We start from the raw sequence: 18,085 nt of genomic DNA, 5'->3' as shown, positions 1-18,085 counted from the left end.
TTCGAGTGAGATCGGCGTTTGGTGCATCCACGGCCCTTCGCGGGGGCGCGGTTTAAAGCGCGACCGAGCGAGGCAGGACATCCGCCGCAGCCTGCGCGGATGCATCCTGTCGCAAGGCGCGATGCAGCCGAAGATCCTCGAGCCGCAACGGCCGTCCGACCGCGAAGCCTTGGGCATAGTCCACGCCCATCGTGCGAAGGCGCTCGACAAGCTCCGGGGTCTCGGCCCATTCGGCGATCGTCTTCATGCCCAACACATGTCCGATATGGTTGATGGAGGAGACGAGCGCGCGATCGACGGGGTCGGTCTCCAGATTGCGCACGAAGCTCCCGTCGATCTTGAGATAGTCCACCGGCAGGAACTTCAGATAGGCATAGGAGGCGAAGCCCGTTCCGAAATCGTCGACCGCGAAGGATGTCCCGAGTGCGCGCATCTCCTGCATAAAGGTCCGGGCGCGGCGCAGATCCGCCACGGCGGCGGTCTCCGTGATCTCGAAGCAAATGCTGGCGTAGGGGATCGCGTACTCGGCGAACTGACGTTTGAGATACGCGGTGAACCCGTCGTCCATCAGCGTGGTCCCGGACAGATTGATCGCAAGCATGAAGCGATCCGGAACCGCCTCGTGCCAAGCGGCAAGTTGCTCGGATTGGCGGGAGAAGACATGCGTGACGATCCAGCGGTCGATCGTCGGCATGAGGATGTGACGCTCGGCCGCCGCGATGAAGGTGTCCGGCACCACGGCGTTGCCCTTCTCGTCCTGCATCCGCGCCAGGATCTCGTAGTGAATCGGCTCATTGGTGCCGTTGAGCGCTCGGATCGGCTGAGCCATGATCCGGAATCGCCCGTCGTTCAGGGCGCGCCCGATCGCGGGCACCAAGGCCAGATCTCCGCGGTGCCGGATGCTCTCGGCATCGCGATGGCGGTAGACATGCATTCGATCCCGACCCTGTGTTTTGGCGGCACGGCAGGCGATATCGGCCTGTCCGAGCGCATCGACGGCTCCGACCTTCGCGGGATCGAACACGACCAGCCCGATGCTGAGCGTGATGTCGAACGAGCGCTCCTGCCAGGTGAAGAGAAAGTTGCGCGTCGTTCGAATCAGATCTTCGCAGAGCGCCTTCGCCTGGTTTGCCGCGTCGCCGACGAAAAGGGCGACGATCTCGTCGCCGCTCAAGCGGGCCAAGGCGGTCGAGGCCGCCAGCTTGGTCTTGACGATTTGCCCGAGCTGCTCGAGGACCTTGTTGCCGGCGGCGTGACCGAAGGTGTCGTTGATGACCTTGAAGCGGTCGATATCGATCAAGCAGAGCGCATGCTCGGGGCGTACGTCGCCGCGCAGCGGCGTGACGGCAGCGAGGATACGCTCGAAGGTCGGTCGGTTTTGAAGCCCCGTCAGCGGGTCGCGCTGCTCGAGGAATTCCAGACGTTGCTCGCTGCGCTCGGACTCGGTCATGTCTTCGGCGATCAGCAGCCGGAACTCCTCGCCGTCGAGCGTCAAGGGACGGGTCAACAAGCGCATCGGGAACTGCCGCTCGTCCGCGCGCACGCCGTAGAGGTGAAGCACGCGCGGCCCGAGTCCGGGGTTTGCCCGGGAGCTCTCGGCGACATCCGACAGCCGCAGATCCGGGATCAGGATCCCGATCGGCAAGGCCAGGGTCTCTTCGCCGAGGCGTCCGAAGAGGATCTCGGCGGCTGGATTGAACAAGCGAATCCGGCCGTCGATGTCGGTCAGGATCACCCCGTGCGAGACGGTGCCGAGCAGGGCGCGCAAGGTCTCGCCGGCGGCGTCCAGATCGGCGAGGTCGTTCAGCTCGGCGCGAGCGAGCGTGCGGAAACGCAGATAGAAGAGCAGCGCGAGCGTTGCCGTTGCCGTCGCGACGATCAGCGCCAGTGCCAGCGTGACCCCGAGTTCGGTGTGTGGTCTGCTCGAATCGTCCGCGATCGCGGACATTCGCTCGCGATAATCCCAGGCCACCAAGCCCAAGGTCATAAGGCTGCCGCTCAGGGCGACCAGATAACCTCGTGTCGCCGAGCGCGTGGAGGCGGGAACAACCCGCCAGGGTTTCCAGTGATGCCGAATCAATCGGTTCAGACGCAGACTCATGGTCGGGCGCAGACGGCCCCGTGGCCGTCTAGGCGGTAAGCCTCCGATATTTGAGCCGGTGCGGCTGATCCGCCTCGGTGCCCAAGCGGCGATGCCGGTCGGCCTCGTAGTCGGCGTAGTTGCCTTCGAACCAGGTCACCTGCGAGTCGCCCTCGAAGGCGAGGATATGGGTCGCGATGCGATCCAGGAACCAGCGATCATGGCTGATCACCACCGCGCAGCCCGGGAAGGTCAGCAGTGCCTCTTCGAGTGCGCGCAGGGTCTCCACATCCAGGTCGTTGGTGGGCTCGTCGAGCAGCAGGAGGTTGCCGCCGCTCTTCAAGAGCTTGGACAGATGCACCCGGTTGCGTTCCCCGCCGGAGAGATCGCCGATGCGTTTCTGCTGATCGGTGCTCTTGAAGTTGAAGCGGCTGCAATAGGCGCGCGAGGACATCTCGTAGCGACCGACCACGATGTTGTCGGCCCCGTCGGAGATCTCCTCCCAGACGGTCTTGCTGTCGTCGAGCGAATCACGGCTCTGATCGACATAGGCGATCTGAACCGTCTCGCCGATGCGCAGGTTGCCTGCGTCGGGCGTCTCCTGACCGGTCAGGATGCGGAAGAGCGTGGTCTTGCCCGCGCCGTTCGGGCCGATGATACCGACGATGCCGCCCTTGGGCAGGGTGAAGGAGAGGTTGTCGTAGAGCAGATTGTCGCCGTACGCCTTTTTCAGCCCCTCGGCCTCGATCACCATGTCGCCCAGACGCGGGCCCGGCGGGATGTAGATCTCGTTGGTCTCGTTGCGGGACTGGAATTCCTGTGACTGCAGCTCGTCGAACCGGGCCATGCGCGCCTTGCTCTTGGCGTGGCGGCCCTTCGGGTTGGAGCGCACCCACTCCAGCTCGTGTTTCATGGACTTGATACGCGCCTGCTCCTGCTTCTGCTCCAGCTCCAGGCGCTGCTCCTTCTGCTCCAACCAGGAGGAATAATTGCCCTCCCAGGGGATGCCGTGTCCGCGGTCGAGCTCCAGGATCCAGCCGGCGACATTGTCCAGGAAGTAGCGGTCATGGGTGACCGCCACGACGGTGCCGGGATACTCGTGCAGGAAGCGTTCGAGCCAGGCGACGGATTCGGCGTCCAGATGGTTGGTCGGCTCGTCGAGCAGCAGCATGTCCGGTTTGGACAGCAGCAGACGGCAGAGCGCGACCCGGCGGCGCTCGCCGCCCGAGAGCTTGGTGACGTCCGCGTCCCAGGGCGGGAGGCGCAGCGCGTCCGCGGCGACCTCCAGCGTGCGCTCCAGGTTGTGTCCGTCGGTGGCCTCGATGAGGTTCTCGAGATCGGCCTGCTCCTTCGCCAAGGCGTCGAAGTCCGCATCCGGCTCCGCGTAGGCGGCATAGACCGCGTCGAGCCGTTCCAAGGCCGCCGTGATGTGGCCGAGCGCCTCCTCGACATTGCCGCGCACGTCCTTGGTCGCGTCGAGACCCGGCTCTTGCGAGAGGAAGCCGATCTTGATGCCGGGCTGCGGACGCGCCTCGCCCTCGATCTCGGTGTCGAGACCGGCCATGATCTTCAGTAGGGTCGATTTACCCGAGCCGTTCAGACCGAGCACGCCGATCTTGGCACCCGGGAAGAAGGATAAGGAGATGTCGCGCAGGATCACGCGCTTGGGCGGCACGATCTTGCCGACCCGATTCATTGTAAAGATGTATTGAGCCATGGATTCGGGGGTCTTTTCTTCGGGACGATGTCGTCGAGGAACAGGAATTCGCGAGGAATGCGCGGTGGTGCGCTGCGTCGGTCGTGACCCGGATAGTGGCCGACCGCTTCTGCGCGACATTCTGCGCCGCCCTTCGAAAAATGTCCAAGGCGTGGGCGCGGTTCACGCCTTTAAACCGCGCTCAGCGCGGTATGCGTCGTATGTCGGATTGGCTTGGCCGCGCAGGATCCGATCATTGTGGAGCCGGCGCGGTTTAAAGGATTAAAAACTATAAAATTCTAAACCGCGTCCCCGCTAATGGCCGTGGATGCACCCAACGTTGAACTCACGCGAAAGCGAGCATCTGGCTCTGGACGCGGTTTAGACCGAGCGCGCGGGGTTTTTCGGACAGCGGGGTGCGTTCTGCACGCGTCGAGACACGGCGCGCCGACGCGGCGTCGAGGCGTGCAACGCGGCGAAAAATCCGCGTGTGCTCGGTATAAAATGCCGACGAACAGGCGCGCGTCGAAGCGGCGATGCCGTCTCCCATGCGCACCGAGGATCAAACCGATGGGCGAGACAATCATCCCCGTGGTCGGCTTCGTTGCCCCGAGTGGGTCGGGCAAGACCACCTTGGTTCGGCAAGTCGTCGCCGTTCTCAGCGGTCGAGGTCTGCGTGTCGGCTACCTCAAACATGCACACCATCGCTTCGACCTGGACGTGCCCGGCAAGGACAGCTACGAGGTGCGCGAGGCCGGTGCGCATCAGACCCTGCTCGCCTCCAAGGCGCGCTGGGCGTTGCAGGTCCAGAATCCGGTGCAGGACGAGGACCCGGATCTCCATCGGATGCTCGCGCGGTTCGAGCTCGACAGACTCGATCTCGTCCTCGTGGAAGGCTTCAAGCATGCGGACTATCCGAAGATCGAGGTCCATCGCCCGACCACCGGGGAGGCCCCGCTCTACCCGGGTGATCCGGGAATCATCGCCGTCGCCACCGACGCGCCCCTCGCGGTCGAGCCGCCGCTCGTCGTCCTCCCCCTCAACACCTCCGAGGCCGTCGCCGATTTCATCCTGTCCCGCCTCCAAGACATCCGCTTACGCATCCCCCCGGCCCCAAAAACGGATGGGTAGAGCGAAGCGAAACCCATCCTTTATTTTTTAATCTCTTAAGCCGCGCCTGCTCCAGCGGTCGTCGAATCTGCCGGGGCCGATCCCATCCAAAAACATCGCATACCGCGCTGGGCGCGGTTTAACCCGCGAGATGCCTACTTCTCCGCCGTCAGATAAGCGATCCACCCGGCGTCCGGCTCCCCGCTCTCGACCGGCACGAAGACACCGTCCGGTTTTCCGTCCGGATCCCATCCCTGCCAATAGACCATCACACGCGAGAAACCGGCCGTCGCCAACAGTTCGCGGATCTCAGGCAAGGTCCACAGCCGCCAATCGTAGCTGAAGGCACGCGGCCATTCCGATCCGTCGTCGAACCGAAAATGAATATGACAGACCAGCCTGCCGGTGACGGGCTCGTACAGGGCCTGCTCCCAGATGTAGGTGAAGCTGCCGCCCTGCGGATCCTCGACGCGTCGCTCCTCGGTCAACAGGCGAAAGGTGTCGTAACCCCCGAAGGCGTCGAGAAAGAAGATACCGCCCACGGCCAAGGCGTCACGCACCCGCTCGAAATAGCGCAGCAGATGGCAGCGGTCGCGGAGCAGCCAATAGCTGCAATTCATCGCCAACACGATGTCGGGGGAGGGCGTCTCGATCTCGCGGACATCGCCCTCGATCAAAGCGATCCGCCCCCGTTCCGCCGCGTCCAGCGCAGGGAGATTATGACGCCGCCCCCAGGCCAGGACATCGGGATCAAGGTCGACACCGCAAGCCCGATTGCGTTTGCGTCGACCGACCCACTCGCAGCACACCGCCGCCGTTCCGCAGAAATCCTCCCGCAGCACGCGGGCGCTTCGTCCGCGTAATTGCCGAAAGGTGCGGTCGACAAAATCGATCTCCGTTCGCGGGTTCTGGACGGCAAGCTGATAAAGGCGGTAACGATCGGCAACATCGGACATCGCCGGACGCCCCGGATCCTTTCGGGAAATCATGTTTCGGTGGGTTTCTCGCTGAGTGGCTTTCGGGGGGAGGTGGATTTCGGACAGGACATTTCCCGTCGCCGAGGCATCGTCGATCCCGTTTTTTCAAGCCTGATTTGAACGCAATCATACCTTCCTGTATTCTTCGCGGCTCGCAGATCGGGGCCATGGCGACCGGAGAGCAAGTCTCCCGCGGCTCGATCGCGATTTCCCGCGGAGAGGTGTCCGAGTGGCTTAAGGAGCACGCCTGGAAAGTGTGTATAGGTTAACAGCCTATCGAGGGTTCGAATCCCTCCCTCTCCGCCACTAATCTCGTTCAAGATGTTGTTTTAGAAAGAAAAACAATAACAGTTTAGTTGGCATACCCACAAACGTACCCACAAAATGCTCCGGGCTTTCACAAGCCGTCCTTGGACAACGTAGCCGATCCCGAACGGCCGCAGTCGAGAATACATCCTCTCTTCGTTCACTGGGTGATCTTCCATGTGAGATCGCCGCACCTCGTCGAGACCGCCTCGACGTCTGCTTCCCGTGTGTGTCGCAATTGTCCCGGCTGATGGTTACCCCCCAATGTCGATGCCGATTGCATACCGACCAAGCGACCCCGCGGGCTGAGCGACACGCGCATCATGTTGGTCGCGACGGCCCACTTCTCCGATCGCGCCTTGTTGTTGTCGCGGGTGTTGGATGAGGGTTTGCACGAGACAGCGCCATGTCGACGCGGACGTGCGCGATCCGCCGCTTGCAGCCGTCGGTCGACCTCGCAGATGGCGATAGGTGCCGGTGCCCGAAGGTGCATCACGGCGTCGGAGCGTCCTCGGCCACGTTCGTTCCGGTAGCCCGGTTTAGGCTATACCCGGCGCGTCGCCGATCGCGCCGGCGGCTCGACCACCCAAAGGCGCATCCCGTACTCTCAGAAGACCCACTAGCGCCATCGCGTCTTAGGCGACACCGCGGGCGGTCGAGTCGAATGCGCCGTCGAGGAAGATCACACGGGCCGCCTCCGCTCGCCGTCACGGGAGGGCAGTGTGTGCGCGATCCGCACCGGTCCGCCGTTGCTTCGCACCGAATCGGAAAGACGCCGCCTGTTTCAGCCTGCTCTGCGCACCGCGTGCGACTTTGGACGGGGCGAAGACGCGACGGTCGCGCCACCGACGGCGCCGGAATCGCCGCCGAGTCCGAAGGTCGATCGCTGTGTATGAAGACCGTCGACCAGGGTGCGCAGGTCCTCATCGTCGATCGTACGGATCAGCGCGGCGATCACCGCGTCGATCTCATGCTCGGGCCAAGCGGACGCGCGCGCACCGAGCGCGATCGGTCGCGGAAACAACCCGGCGGCGATGCGGGCATAGAGTCCGGAGCGACTGTAGCCGGTACGCTCCAAGACAGTTCGTAAACGCAGGACGCAGGTTGGCATGCGGGATCTCCATGATGTGATCGGTTCGTTGCGCGTCAGCGAGCACCCGCAGTGTCGCGAGTCCGAATAGCGTTCGGCTGAATCTAATTGCGCCCGTCGAGAAAAGCGGTTCGTGGTCAAGAGTGTGTTTTCGCGTCTCGATTCGGTTTGCCTTGCTTGGCCGCCGAGGAGGCGAGGGGCTCCGTCGGTGCGTCGTCCTTGCGGTCACGCCCCGTCCGAGACACCTTCAACGCGCAGATCGGGCAATCCACGGACCGGCGCGAGAACGCCCCGGCCACGTAGGGGATCGCGCAGCGCTCGCAGGTGCGGAAGAGCACGAGCCCCGTGGTGAGGTCGCGAGCGATCACCCAGCCATGATTGATGTCGAGGGGTGGGCCGAGCGTGTCGGATCCCGTCAACCCCGCCATCTGTTCCAGATAGAGGCGGTGCCCCGTGAGCAGCGCCTCGACGTCGATGCTCCGCTGAACCGCCGTGCCGCCGAAGGCCCGATACAAGCCCGCGAACAGCGATGCGTTGGCCTGCCGTCGCGCCGTGCCGAGCAGACTGCCGGTGCTCGGCAGCTGACCGGGCAAAGGCTTGCAGCCGTGGATCTCGTGGTGCAGTTCGCGCAGCACGGCCGGCCGCAGACCGCTGATCCTCCCCACAAGCGAGGTGCGCATGCCGCGCCGGATCAGGGCGATCGCCAGCTGCGTTCTGGCGTGATGCCGAAGTCTCATGGCTGCGCGACCTCCTCGGCGGCGAGCAGAATCACCTGCAGCCCCAACCCGAGTGCGGACGGCCCGGTCGTGCGAAGACGGTCCTGCAGCCAGCACACGCGAAAGCGCGGTCGAAACAACAGTACGCCCGAAGCGGCCAGTTCGCGCAGCATCGCGAGCGAGGCGTGCCGCAGGATGTCCAGCACTTCCGGGTCGAGACCATAGACCAAGACGGCCTTTTCGGCGTCCGAACGGGCAAGTTCGCGGGCACCGAGCAGCCACATCAGATTCAGGGTATCGACCTCGCAATCGAGATGGGGCGAAGGGTCCGGTCGGTCCGGTCGCACGCCGGGGTCTGAGGGTATGTCCGTCATCTTCGTTCTCACGGCAGAAAAACAGGTTGACGGTGCTATAATCGTGCGTATAAAACGAACTTGTCAAACAAAAACGCTCAATAAGCGACTTTGATCGTCTTATCACGCGTTTTCTCGGCGCTCGACTTGAGTGATATGACCATGACGATGGACAAGCAAGATTCTGATTTAGATTGCGAAGTCTTCTGGGATGCCGCCGGATTCGCGACGCGCCTGGCGCGGGCCAAGGGTGTGCTGTCCACGAATGCATTCGCGCAAAAGTGCGGAATTTCCGAGAGCATCTTCCGCAAGTACCTCGCGGGCGCGAGCGTTCCCGGGGCGGACAAGCTGGTCGATATCGCCCGCGTAGCCGGTGTGTCCCTGCTCTGGCTGGCAACCGGGCAGGGGCGCGCCGAGGACGGCACGGACGCGATGGTCCGGGGTCCGGTCGACGTGGATCTGCTGGAAACCCTGCTCGAGTCGGTCGAAGGCGGACTCGACGAGATCGGCGCGACCTTGACGCCTGCGAAGAAGGCCAAGCTGGTCGCGGCGCTCTACAGCCTCTATCGCAGCAGCGAAGACGTCCGCAAGGCGCCGGTGTTGGAGCTCGTCAGGCTGGCGAGCTGAGCGTGACCGAGTTCACGGTTCGGCGAATCCGCCCCGGAATGACGATCGCAAGACGCGTTTTTGCGTTGACGCGGTCGATGCGCCGGGCGACGATCCGATGCGTTTGATATCAGGTGGATACTTCGGATCACGGAACAGCGGAGGTTGTTCGATGCTCGACAAGAGTGATGAAATCCGTTCGACAATTCGCGGGATCATGGGCGACAGCGTGCCCAAGCCGAGGCCGTCGGACGTGGCGATGCCGTCGTTGAGCATCGATATCGGCGGCATCAATCTCAAGAATCACAACGCGTTCGAACACCCGCATCCCGATCATCGAATCGATCTTCCCGCGATGGCCGCTGCGCCGCCGGCGGTCCAGCGCTGCCACCGCCAGCAACGTAGCCTGTTGCGGGTGCTCGGCTCGGTGCTGATGTTCGCCGCCATCGCCCCGCTCTACCTGGTGGAGTTCCTGTCGGAGATGCCCGACAACATCCTTTTGACCATCGGATTCGTCATGCTGATCTTGAGCCTGATCAGTTTTACGATCGCGACGATGCTCGAATCCTCCTGATTCGAGGGCGGCCGCTCGTGCGCGAGCGTCCACGTCTCTGCGGAAACACACCGACCGCTGCCGATGCAGCGCGATCGTGACGGGGTACACGCACGGCCCCGCGCGCCCTCGGCAGGGCCCACCTGCCGGGGATTGCGAGGACGATCGGGCCTTCCGTCCAAGCAGCGACGATGGACCGGCAGAAATCGCCAAGCCCGCGCCGGCCATCCTCCCGCTGTCCGTCTCCGACTGCTCAGGTGTCGGGCCGCTCCGGCCCGGCGCTGCGCCACCTCGCTCCCGATTGCCGACAACAAAGCGCAAAACACGCGAAAGACGTCGAAAAGCGTCATCTTGAGCGGCTTCGCTGCGCTCGCGATCGGCCTATCATCTGTCCAGCGTTCGAGGACGCTTTCCGCACCGGCCAACGCTTCGGCCACGCTGCCTGCGGGACGGTCTCGAGCGCGTTCCATGTCGGCGGCGGCAGCGTCACGGTTTGCCCGGCGCGCCGGCCCGGATATGACAGACAGCGATTCGGAGCCCCGAATGAACAGCACCATCGGAGGAAACCTCCGTCACCTGCGCAGGCGATCGGGTCGGACCCAAGCCGAAGTGGCCAAGCGCGCCGGGGCCTCGCAAGCCTGGATCTGCCGCATCGAGACCGGCGACGCCAACCCGACCCTCGCCAGTTTGCGCCGCATCGCCCGCGCTCTGGATGTCGAGGTCGTGGATCTGCTGCAACGTCGCCCCGACCATGGGCGGCCGATATGAGCCGAGCGGCACGCGATTGGGCTTGGGACTGCCGTGGACTGACGCCGGCACAGCGCTTGGTCCTGTTGGCGTTGGCCGAACATGCCGACGAGGCGGGCGGCTGCTGGCCGTCGTTGTCGCGCCTGGCCGCGCGCGCCGAGGTCGATCGGCGCACCGTCACGCGCTCTCTGGCGGCACTCGAGGCGCGCGGTCTGCTCCAGCGCGCGCGCAGCCGGCCGCAGCGCACCCTCTATAGCCTTGCGGTCGGCACATCCCCCGCGCAGGTGCCGACCCGCGATGGGGAGACGGCGTGGGTGAGTGAACCCATGCCCCTCGACGACGGACCTGCGATCGTCTTGGATCCGCTCGACCCGACGGTGCCGAATCCCCGAACCGGAGGCGTCACGCCCCTGCACCGGGGGCAACAGACCCCGAAACGCAGACCCGATCCGGCGCGCCCGATTCCGCCCGACTGGGGTCCCGGTGCGCGGGTCCTGAGTTGGGCCGCCAAGCAGGGCATCGCACGCGACTGGGTCCAGGACCAGGTCGCGGAGTTCGTCGCCTACTGGTCCGACACCGGGTCGCGCCGCACGAGTTGGGACGCCATTTTCATCCAGCGCCTGCAGACCCTGCAGGCCCGCACGACGCAGAGGCCACCGCATGAGCCGACCGGACGACTCGCCGACAAAGACTACGCCCGCGGAGCGACCCCGCTCGATCGCATCCCCTGGCTGCTGCCGGCTGATGTCGCTTGAGGAGCTGGCGGAGCATGGACGCCGCGAGATCCGACAACTCCTGGCCGCACGCCGGGACGAGGCGCAACGGCGGCTCGAATCGGCCGTCGGACGCTGCGGAATCCCCCCGCGCTTTCGCGCGAAGACCTTCGATAGCTATCGGGCCACGACGCCGCAGCAGGAGTTGGCCTCGAGGGTCTGTCGCAGCTACGCGGCGCGCTTTGCGGCCGGCGCCCGTCACGGCGACAGCCTGCTCCTGCTTGGCGGTCCCGGTACCGGCAAGACCCATCTCGCCTGCGCCATCCTCGCGAATGTGATCCGGGCCGGCCACACGGGGCTGTTCATGTCCGTCCCGGCCGCGCTGCGCACGGTGCGCGACACCTATGCGACGCGGGCGGCGTGCTCGGAGAGCGAAGCGCTGGCCATGCTGACCGACCCCGACCTGCTGGTGCTCGACGAGGTCGGACTGACGATCGGCAGCGACGACAAACGCCGCGCGATGCTGTTCGACGTGCTCGATACGCGTTATGCGAACCTGCGTGCCACGATCCTGATCGGCAACCTGACCGACGAGGAGATGGAGGGTTACCTCGGCGAGCGGATCATGGACCGGCTCTGCGAAGGCGACTCCGCCGTGGTGTCCTTCACCTGGCCGAGTTATCGGCGCAGCGGGGGCGGCGTTTGATGCGGTCCGGGATCGGGTGCGTGCGGATCTTCTCCGGGGAGGTGACTCACGCTGTTGCGCGGAGGGCCCTTCGGGAGACGCCGCGCATGCAACGCGGTCAACGGGCGCATGATGCACGTCGCCCGCGTGCTCCGACCGTCTGTCGCGGCGGAACGCGTGGCTTCGATCGCTGCCGCGGTGATACCGATGGCGATGCCGCCCGGTCGATCGCCCGGGTCCGGTCAGCTTGAAAGCCGACCTCGACCGCTACGCCGCGCTGCAGGTGCGGATCGATGGCGAGCCGGTCGATACAATGACGCTGATCTCGCACATGCCGGAAGCGTTCAGCGCACGGGAGGAGTCCGGAGAGGCAAGGGGGGAGGGTAGCCGGGGGCATCTCATGCTGGATGACACAACGGGTGATTGGGGTTGCTTGAATAAATTGTCGTTGTCGTAGTCTGGCTACGACTGGGAGTATCAGATCAACTCGACTTGAGCCAATCTTAGGATCGCCTGCTGGAGCAACTCGCGGCGACCGGCGCTTGGACGAAATTAGGACCATCTCCTCCTCGGGCCTTGAGTTGACGTACTTCTCCTCGGCCCAAATCGTGCTCTGCACGAGGGCCAGGCAATCGGAGAAGATGGCGTGGGCTTTGAGGCACCTGCGCCGGCAACATCCCGAGCAACAGCCCCAGCAGAATCCGCGCCCCTTGGCGCGACGACCAGCGCGCCCGATTCAGCACCCGATGCTAACGCTCGAAGCGCCGCTCCGCGCTCAGCCCCTCGCCCGCAGCACCGCAATCACCGTGCGCGGCCCTAGCGCCAGCAGCGTTCCCATCAGCAAGACGTGCAGATGCGCCAGGGTCGGCGCGGTGAACAGGCCGGCAAAGGGCTGCAGAACAGGGACAATCGAGGCTGGCAGAGGGAACATCCGCGGGCATGTCCGAGGTTTTGGTCGACATCGGACGATACCACCCGCAGCCCTCCCGCCGAGGCTCGGAAATGGCCAAAGTCGAGACTAGGTAAGGTGGCGGAATTCGCCACCACCAACGCGGCTTCATGAGCCGGTAGGTCCCGTGCGGCAGGAGTCCCCCCGGACCCGACGACTCCCTGGCTTCGAGCTGTGCACTCGGCTCGATCAGAATTCGGTCGTAGGCTGTGTTCAGCTTGCGCCCGCGCTTGGCCCCCGTTTTCTGCCCCAGGCCCCGCAGGCGCTTCTCCAGGTCCCTGCGCTCGGTCACGCGCGGCTCCCTCGCCATCGGGCTTGGCTGCCCCGATGGGCGCTGTTTGCGGTCGGACGGATGTCGGTCGCGGCACTCCCGATCTATACGCGACGGCAGCGTCGGTGATGTTATCCACCTGAGCCTAATCCTGAAACCGGTATCTCCTCCGCAAGAGGACCGTCTCGGCGCCGACCCCTAAAGTATCCTATTCCGTCGCCCGACGGCTGGCCGAAATCCGCTTGATCCGGATCGCGGGAGTGCTGTTTCGCCAAGAGGAACTGCGGTTCGTCCAAAAAGGTTCTTTAACATCCTCTCAATTGACTTCGTCGGTAGACGAGTAACATACTCCCCGCCGATAATAGGGTATTGGCTGAAGCTGGCTGAAGCGCTCATTGAATATTGCGTCATCGTTGTGCAGTACAGTCAGGATTGATTCAATGCAGCTATGGTTATTAAAAAAGAACTTAAGCAATTAATGAAATAGTCGCCATCGAATCCAAGTCCGGTTCCGGTCCGTATCCACGTCAGGCGAGGCTCGGTGAACAGGACTGGAAAGTGACGACCCGCACCAAAGGAGATCCCGATCCATGCAACTATCCCGTCGAGGTTTTTTTCGCGTCTGCGCGGCAGGGGCCGGAGCCTCCAGCCTGGCGGCGCTCGGGTTTTCGCCCGCGCCCGCACTGGCGTCGGCCCGTGCCTTCAAGCTCGACCGTACCATGGAGACACGGAATACCTGTCCCTACTGCTCGGTGAGTTGCGGCGTCATCATCTACACCCTCGGCAGCGGTGGGAAGAACGCCAAGGCGGACATCGTGCACATCGAGGGCGATCCGGATCATCCGGTCAACCGCGGCACACTCTGCCCGAAGGGCGCGGGCCTGCTCGATTTCGTCCGCAGCGAGAACCGTCTCCGCTATCCGGAGTACCGGGCCGCCGGCTCGAGCGAGTGGCAGCGCATCTCTTGGGACGATGCCTTCGAGCGAATCGCGCGCCTGATGAAGAATGACCGCGACGCGCACTTCGCCATGACCAACGCCGATGGCGAGACCGTCAACCGCTGGCCCACCATGGGTCTGCTGGCCAGCAGCGCGGTCAGCAACGAGGCGGGCTACCTGACCGCCAAGATGACACGCGGACTCGGCATCGTTTCCGTCGATACCCAAGCACGCATTTGACATGCCCCGACGGTGGCCAGTCTGGCTCCGACGTTTGGGCGTGGCGCGATGACCAACCATTGGGTCGACATCAAGAATGCCGATCTGGTGCTCGTCATGGGCGGCAATGCAGCCGAGGCACATCCGTGCGGCTTCAAGTGGGTCATCGAGGCCCAGACACGCCGTAAGGCCAAGCTCGTGGTCGTGGACCCGCGTTTCACGCGTTCCGCGGCTGTCTCCGATTTTTATGCACCGCTGCGCAGCGGCTCGGACATCGCGTTCCTGGGCGGGGTGATCAACTACCTGCTCGACAACGACAAGATCCATCACGAGTACGTTCGCCGGTACACGAACGTGTCCTACCTCGTGCGGGAGGATTTCGCCTTCGAGGACGGGATCTTCTCGGGCTACGACGCGGCACAGCGCAAGTACGACCGCGAGTCCTGGGACTACGAGATCGGGGAGGACGGCTTCGTGATCTCCGATCCGACCCTGACTCACCCGCGGTCGGTCTACCGGCTCATGAAGCAGCATTACGCCCGCTATACACCGGCCTTGGTCAAGGACGTGTGCGGCACCTCGGAGGAGGACTTCATCACGGTCTGCGAAGCGATCGCCGCGACCGCGACGCCGGACAAGACCATGACCATCCTCTATGCCTTGGGCTGGACGCAGCACACCACCGGATCTCAGACGATCCGGGCGATGGCCATGATCCAACTGCTGCTCGGCAACATGGGCCGAGTCGGCGGCGGCATCAATGCCTTGCGCGGTCATGCCAACGTCCAGGGCATCACGGACATGAACCTGATCACCAACATGCTGCCGGGTTACCTGCGGCTGGCCTCCGACGGGGAGCAGGATTGGCAAGCGTATCTCGACGCCCGCTCGCCCAAACCACTGCGTCCCAACCAGATGAGCTTTTGGCAGAATTTCCCGAAGTTTCGGGTCTCGCTGGCCAAGGCGCTTTACGGCGGGGCGGCCACCGCCGAGAACAACTTCCGCTATGACTGGTTCCCGAAGCTCGACAAACCCTACGACGTGTTGCAGATGTTCGAGAACATGCATCAGGGGAAGATGAACGGCTTCATTTGCCAGGGCTTCAATCCCTTGGCGGCGGTGCCCTGCGTTCAGAAGGTCGGCGAGGGCCTGGCGAAGCTCAAGTTCATGGTGGTCGTCGATCCGCTCGTGACCGAGACCTCCGAGTTCTGGGCCAACTACGGCGTCTACAACAATGTCGAGCCGAGCGGCATCGAGACCGAGGTGTTCCGCCTCCCCTCGACCTGCTTCGTCGAAGAGAACGGCTCCTTCACCAACTCGAGTCGGGTGTTGCAGTGGCACTGGAAGGCTGCGGATCCGCCGGGGGAGGCCAAGAGCGATCTGCAGATCATCGCGGGCATCTTCTACCGGCTGCGGCGTCTCTACGAGCAGGAGGGCGGCACCTTTGCCGATCCGGTGACGAACCTGACTTGGGACTACGGGCAGCCTTTGGCCCCCAGCCCCGAGGAGCTCGCCAAGGAGTTCTCGGGACGCGCCTTGGCTGATCTGCCGGACCCCAAGGATCCGACCAAGATCCTGGTCAAGGCCGGGGATCAGCTTGCGGGCTTCGCCCAGTTGCGAGACGACGGCACCACCGCCTCCGGCAACTGGCTCTATTGCGGGAGCTGGAGCCAGGACGGCAACCTGATGGCACGTCGCGATACCGCGGATCCGTCCGGTCTCGGCTTCTATCCGCAGTGGGGGTTCGCTTGGCCGGCCAACCGCCGCGTGCTCTACAACCGAGCCAACTGCGATACCGCCGGCAAGCCTTGGGATGCGACCCGCCAGACCATCGCCTGGAACGGGACCCGGTGGGCCGGCAACGACGTGCCGGACATGCGACCCGACGCGGCCCCGGAGCTGGACGTCGGTCCCTTTATCATGCTGCCGGACGGCGTGGGCCATCTGTTCGCGCTCAAGGGCATGGCCGAAGGACCGCTTCCGGAACACTACGAGCCTTTCGAGACGCCGCTCGGCATCAACCCGCTGCATCCGGAGAACCCGCTCGCGACCAGCAACCCGGGCGCGCGCCTGTTCGAGTACGACGCCAAGCAACTGGGGAGCGCGGAGGACTTCCCCTATGTCGGCACCACCTATCGCGTGACCGAGCATCAGCACTTCTGGACCAAGAACGTTCGCTCCAGCGCGGTCCTGCAGCCGTCGCAGTTCGTCGAGGTCGACGAGGAGCTCGCGGCGGAGAAAGGCATCGCTGCCGGTGACTTGGTGAAGGTGACCTCGAAGCGCGGTCGGATCCTGGCGGTGGCCGTGGTGACCAAGCGGCTGCGACCCTTGGATGTCCACGGCCGGCGGGTACATACCGTCGGAATCCCGATCCATTGGGGGTTCGTGGGGGTTGCCAAGCCGGGCTTCCTGGCCAACCGGCTGACGCCCTTCGTCGGCGACGCCAACTCGCAGACGCCGGAGTTCAAGGCGTTCCTCGTCAACGTGGAAAAGGTCTGAGGAGGCGGTCATGACCATGCAATCCCTCGCCGTCGAGGCCCGCTCGGCCACGACGACACCGCCCCCCGGGGTTCGCCAACCGCTCGAGGTGGCCAAGCTGATCGATGTGACCAAGTGCATCGGCTGCAAGGCATGCCAGGTGGCCTGCGCGCAATGGAACGACCTGCATCCGGCCATCGGCAACAACGTCGGTGTCTACGACAACCCGGCGGACCTGGGCGACGCCTCCTGGACGGTGATGCGCTTTGCGGAGGTGGAAGTTCAGCCCGGTCGGTTGGAGTGGCTGATCCGCAAGGACGGCTGCATGCACTGTGCCGATCCGGGCTGCCTGAAGGCGTGTCCGGCACCCGGTGCCGTCGTGCGCTATGCCAACGGTATCGTTGACTTCAATCAGGAGCACTGTATCGGCTGCGGTTACTGCATCACCGGTTGTCCGTTCGACATTCCCCGGCTCTCCCCGGTCGATCAGAAGGCGTACAAGTGCACGCTCTGCTCGGATCGGGTGGCCGTGGGTCTGGAGCCGGCTTGCGTCAAGACCTGTCCGACCGGGGCGATCGTCTTCGGGTCGAAGGACGACATGGCCCATTACGCCGAGGCACGCGTCGGGCAGCTCCAGGAGCGGGGATACATGAACGCCGGGCTCTACGACGCTCCGGGGGTCGGCGGAACCAACGTCATGTATGTCCTGCAGCATGCCGATGAGCCGGGACTCTACTCGGGTCTTCCGAAGAATCCGACCATCGATCCGCTGGTCGAGCTCTGGAAAGGCTTCGCCAAGCCGCTGGCCATCGGCGCGCTGGCGGCCGTCACTCTGGCGAGCCTCTTCCACTATATCGCCAAGGGCCCGAACGAGGTCTCGAAAGAGACCGAGAAGGAGTTCGAGAAATGAAACGCGACCCGAACGACCTCATCCGCTACACCACGGGAGAGCGCGTCAACCATTGGGTGGTTGGCATCACCTTCATCCTGCTCGCACTCTCCGGTCTGGCCCTGTTCCATCCGGCCTTCTGGCCGCTGACCCAACTGTTCGGAGGGGGGGTGTGGACACGCATCCTGCACCCCTATGTGGGCGTGCTGATGTCCGTTGCCTTCCTGTTTATGATGATTCGCTTCTGGACTCTGAATCTCATGGGTGCGAAGGATTGGGCATGGCTGCGTCGTATCGGCGAGATGGCCGAGGGCGACGACCACAAGATGCCGGCACAGGGCAAATACAACGGCGGACAGAAGCTGCTGTTCTGGTTGTTGGTGATCTGCATGATCCTACTCACCCTCTCCGGCATCGGGCTGTGGCGCAGTTGGTTCAGCTTCTCGGTCGAGCTGGTCCGACTCGCGGCCGTGGTGCATGCCGCGACCTCGGTGGTTATGATCGCGCTCATCATGATGCATATCTATGCCGCCATCTGGACGAAAGGGACGATTCGGGCCATGTGGTACGGGACCGTGACGCGCCCCTGGGCGAAACAGCATCACCGAGATTGGTTCAACGAGGCGACCAAGGAGCCATGAGTAGCCGCCGATAGCGGAGGGGCCGATCCGTTCGGTGTCTCCGGCAGGGTCCGATGCGCGGCGAGCGG

General features: G+C 64.2%; 19 protein-coding genes and 1 tRNA gene. 12 read left to right on the top strand and 8 right to left on the bottom strand.

Annotated features, from left to right (window positions below; translation table 11 throughout):
- Nucleotides 1-52 precede the first annotated feature (52 nt).
- The 3 genes from BDD21_RS23370 to BDD21_RS28080 form a co-directional block, all read right to left on the bottom strand.
- Nucleotides 53-2,101: a putative bifunctional diguanylate cyclase/phosphodiesterase gene (locus BDD21_RS23370; protein ID WP_120799213.1), complete on the bottom strand. Its 2,049-nt coding sequence runs from the start codon at nucleotides 2,099-2,101 to the stop codon at nucleotides 53-55.
- A gap of 28 nt (nucleotides 2,102-2,129) precedes the next feature.
- Nucleotides 2,130-3,797 (bottom strand): energy-dependent translational throttle protein EttA, encoded by a 1,668-nt coding sequence (gene ettA / locus BDD21_RS23365; RefSeq protein ID WP_120799212.1) that lies wholly within the window; start codon nucleotides 3,795-3,797, stop codon nucleotides 2,130-2,132.
- A gap of 325 nt (nucleotides 3,798-4,122) precedes the next feature.
- Nucleotides 4,123-4,326, bottom strand: coding sequence for a hypothetical protein (locus tag BDD21_RS28080; protein WP_170164648.1), 204 nt, complete (start codon nucleotides 4,324-4,326; stop codon nucleotides 4,123-4,125).
- A gap of 20 nt (nucleotides 4,327-4,346) precedes the next feature.
- Between BDD21_RS28080 and mobB the strand changes: the two genes are divergently transcribed.
- Nucleotides 4,347-4,907 (top strand): molybdopterin-guanine dinucleotide biosynthesis protein B, encoded by a 561-nt coding sequence (mobB, locus tag BDD21_RS23360; protein WP_425470270.1) that lies wholly within the window; start codon nucleotides 4,347-4,349, stop codon nucleotides 4,905-4,907.
- Between the two features lie 134 nt (nucleotides 4,908-5,041).
- On the opposite strand, the gene BDD21_RS23355 is transcribed toward mobB, so the two are convergent.
- On the bottom strand, nucleotides 5,042-5,842 hold the full coding sequence (locus tag BDD21_RS23355; RefSeq protein WP_245969769.1) for a class I SAM-dependent methyltransferase: 801 nt from the start codon (nucleotides 5,840-5,842) through the stop codon (nucleotides 5,042-5,044).
- 236 nt (nucleotides 5,843-6,078) lie between these two features.
- On the opposite strand from BDD21_RS23355, the gene BDD21_RS23350 reads away from it, so the two are divergent.
- A tRNA-Ser gene (locus tag BDD21_RS23350) sits at nucleotides 6,079-6,169 on the top strand.
- 784 nt (nucleotides 6,170-6,953) lie between these two features.
- Here the strand turns inward: BDD21_RS23350 and BDD21_RS23340 are convergent.
- The 3 genes from BDD21_RS23340 to BDD21_RS23330 all read right to left on the bottom strand — a co-directional run bounded on the left by BDD21_RS23340 (nucleotide 6,954) and on the right by BDD21_RS23330 (nucleotide 8,349).
- On the bottom strand, nucleotides 6,954-7,280 hold the full coding sequence (locus BDD21_RS23340; RefSeq protein ID WP_120799209.1) for a helix-turn-helix transcriptional regulator: 327 nt from the start codon (nucleotides 7,278-7,280) through the stop codon (nucleotides 6,954-6,956).
- Between the two features lie 116 nt (nucleotides 7,281-7,396).
- Entirely contained in the window at nucleotides 7,397-7,996 is a 600-nt protein-coding gene (locus BDD21_RS23335; protein ID WP_120799208.1) for a FlhC family transcriptional regulator, read from the bottom strand.
- On the bottom strand, nucleotides 7,993-8,349 hold the full coding sequence (locus tag BDD21_RS23330) for a flagellar transcriptional regulator FlhD (RefSeq protein ID WP_120799207.1): 357 nt from the start codon (nucleotides 8,347-8,349) through the stop codon (nucleotides 7,993-7,995). The genes BDD21_RS23335 and BDD21_RS23330 overlap by 4 nt, the downstream gene beginning before the upstream one ends.
- 147 nt (nucleotides 8,350-8,496) lie before the next feature.
- Between BDD21_RS23330 and BDD21_RS23325 the strand changes: the two genes are divergently transcribed.
- From BDD21_RS23325 to BDD21_RS28380, 6 genes are all read left to right on the top strand, one after another.
- Nucleotides 8,497-8,955 (top strand): helix-turn-helix domain-containing protein, encoded by a 459-nt coding sequence (locus BDD21_RS23325; protein ID WP_245969768.1) that lies wholly within the window; start codon nucleotides 8,497-8,499, stop codon nucleotides 8,953-8,955.
- Between the two features lie 151 nt (nucleotides 8,956-9,106).
- Nucleotides 9,107-9,508 (top strand): hypothetical protein, encoded by a 402-nt coding sequence (locus BDD21_RS23320; protein WP_120799206.1) that lies wholly within the window; start codon nucleotides 9,107-9,109, stop codon nucleotides 9,506-9,508.
- Nucleotides 9,509-10,030: 522 nt separating this feature from the next.
- Nucleotides 10,031-10,255 carry a helix-turn-helix domain-containing protein gene (locus BDD21_RS23315; RefSeq protein ID WP_120799205.1) on the top strand — a complete coding sequence of 75 codons (225 nt, stop codon included), beginning with the start codon at nucleotides 10,031-10,033 and terminating at the stop codon, nucleotides 10,253-10,255.
- Nucleotides 10,252-10,989 carry a helix-turn-helix domain-containing protein gene (locus BDD21_RS23310; RefSeq protein WP_120799204.1) on the top strand — a complete coding sequence of 246 codons (738 nt, stop codon included), beginning with the start codon at nucleotides 10,252-10,254 and terminating at the stop codon, nucleotides 10,987-10,989. Before BDD21_RS23315 ends, BDD21_RS23310 begins: the two co-directional genes overlap by 4 nt.
- The gene (locus tag BDD21_RS23305; RefSeq protein ID WP_120799203.1) at nucleotides 10,979-11,653 is read left to right on the top strand and encodes an ATP-binding protein; all 675 of its coding nucleotides are present in this window, start codon (nucleotides 10,979-10,981) and stop codon (nucleotides 11,651-11,653) included. The genes BDD21_RS23310 and BDD21_RS23305 overlap by 11 nt, the downstream gene beginning before the upstream one ends.
- A gap of 226 nt (nucleotides 11,654-11,879) precedes the next feature.
- Nucleotides 11,880-12,089 (top strand): hypothetical protein, encoded by a 210-nt coding sequence (locus BDD21_RS28380; RefSeq protein ID WP_211335143.1) that lies wholly within the window; start codon nucleotides 11,880-11,882, stop codon nucleotides 12,087-12,089.
- Nucleotides 12,090-12,407: 318 nt separating this feature from the next.
- Here BDD21_RS28380 and BDD21_RS28075 read toward each other — a convergent pair whose 3' ends face one another.
- Nucleotides 12,408-12,563 (bottom strand): hypothetical protein, encoded by a 156-nt coding sequence (locus BDD21_RS28075; RefSeq protein ID WP_170164878.1) that lies wholly within the window; start codon nucleotides 12,561-12,563, stop codon nucleotides 12,408-12,410.
- An 879-nt stretch (nucleotides 12,564-13,442) separates the two neighbouring features.
- Here BDD21_RS28075 and BDD21_RS29385 point away from each other — a divergent pair.
- From BDD21_RS29385 to BDD21_RS23280, 4 genes are read left to right on the top strand one after another with little or no spacing between them, the layout of a single operon-like run.
- Nucleotides 13,443-14,030: a molybdopterin-dependent oxidoreductase gene (locus BDD21_RS29385; RefSeq protein WP_120799202.1), complete on the top strand. Its 588-nt coding sequence runs from the start codon at nucleotides 13,443-13,445 to the stop codon at nucleotides 14,028-14,030.
- A gap of 12 nt (nucleotides 14,031-14,042) precedes the next feature.
- Nucleotides 14,043-16,508, top strand: coding sequence for a formate dehydrogenase-N subunit alpha (fdnG, locus tag BDD21_RS23290; protein ID WP_211335142.1), 2,466 nt, complete (start codon nucleotides 14,043-14,045; stop codon nucleotides 16,506-16,508).
- A 10-nt stretch (nucleotides 16,509-16,518) separates the two neighbouring features.
- A complete protein-coding gene (gene fdxH, locus BDD21_RS23285; protein WP_120799200.1) occupies nucleotides 16,519-17,397 on the top strand; it encodes a formate dehydrogenase subunit beta in 879 nt (292 codons plus the stop codon).
- On the top strand, nucleotides 17,394-18,017 hold the full coding sequence (locus BDD21_RS23280) for a formate dehydrogenase subunit gamma (protein ID WP_120799199.1): 624 nt from the start codon (nucleotides 17,394-17,396) through the stop codon (nucleotides 18,015-18,017). The genes fdxH and BDD21_RS23280 overlap by 4 nt, the downstream gene beginning before the upstream one ends.
- The last annotated feature ends 68 nt before the right edge of the window (nucleotides 18,018-18,085 follow it).

This window comes from Thiocapsa rosea (genome assembly GCF_003634315.1).
Classification (GTDB): Bacteria; Pseudomonadota; Gammaproteobacteria; order Chromatiales; family Chromatiaceae; genus Thiocapsa; species Thiocapsa rosea.
This window is presented reverse-complemented; position numbering and strand designations above follow the sequence as displayed.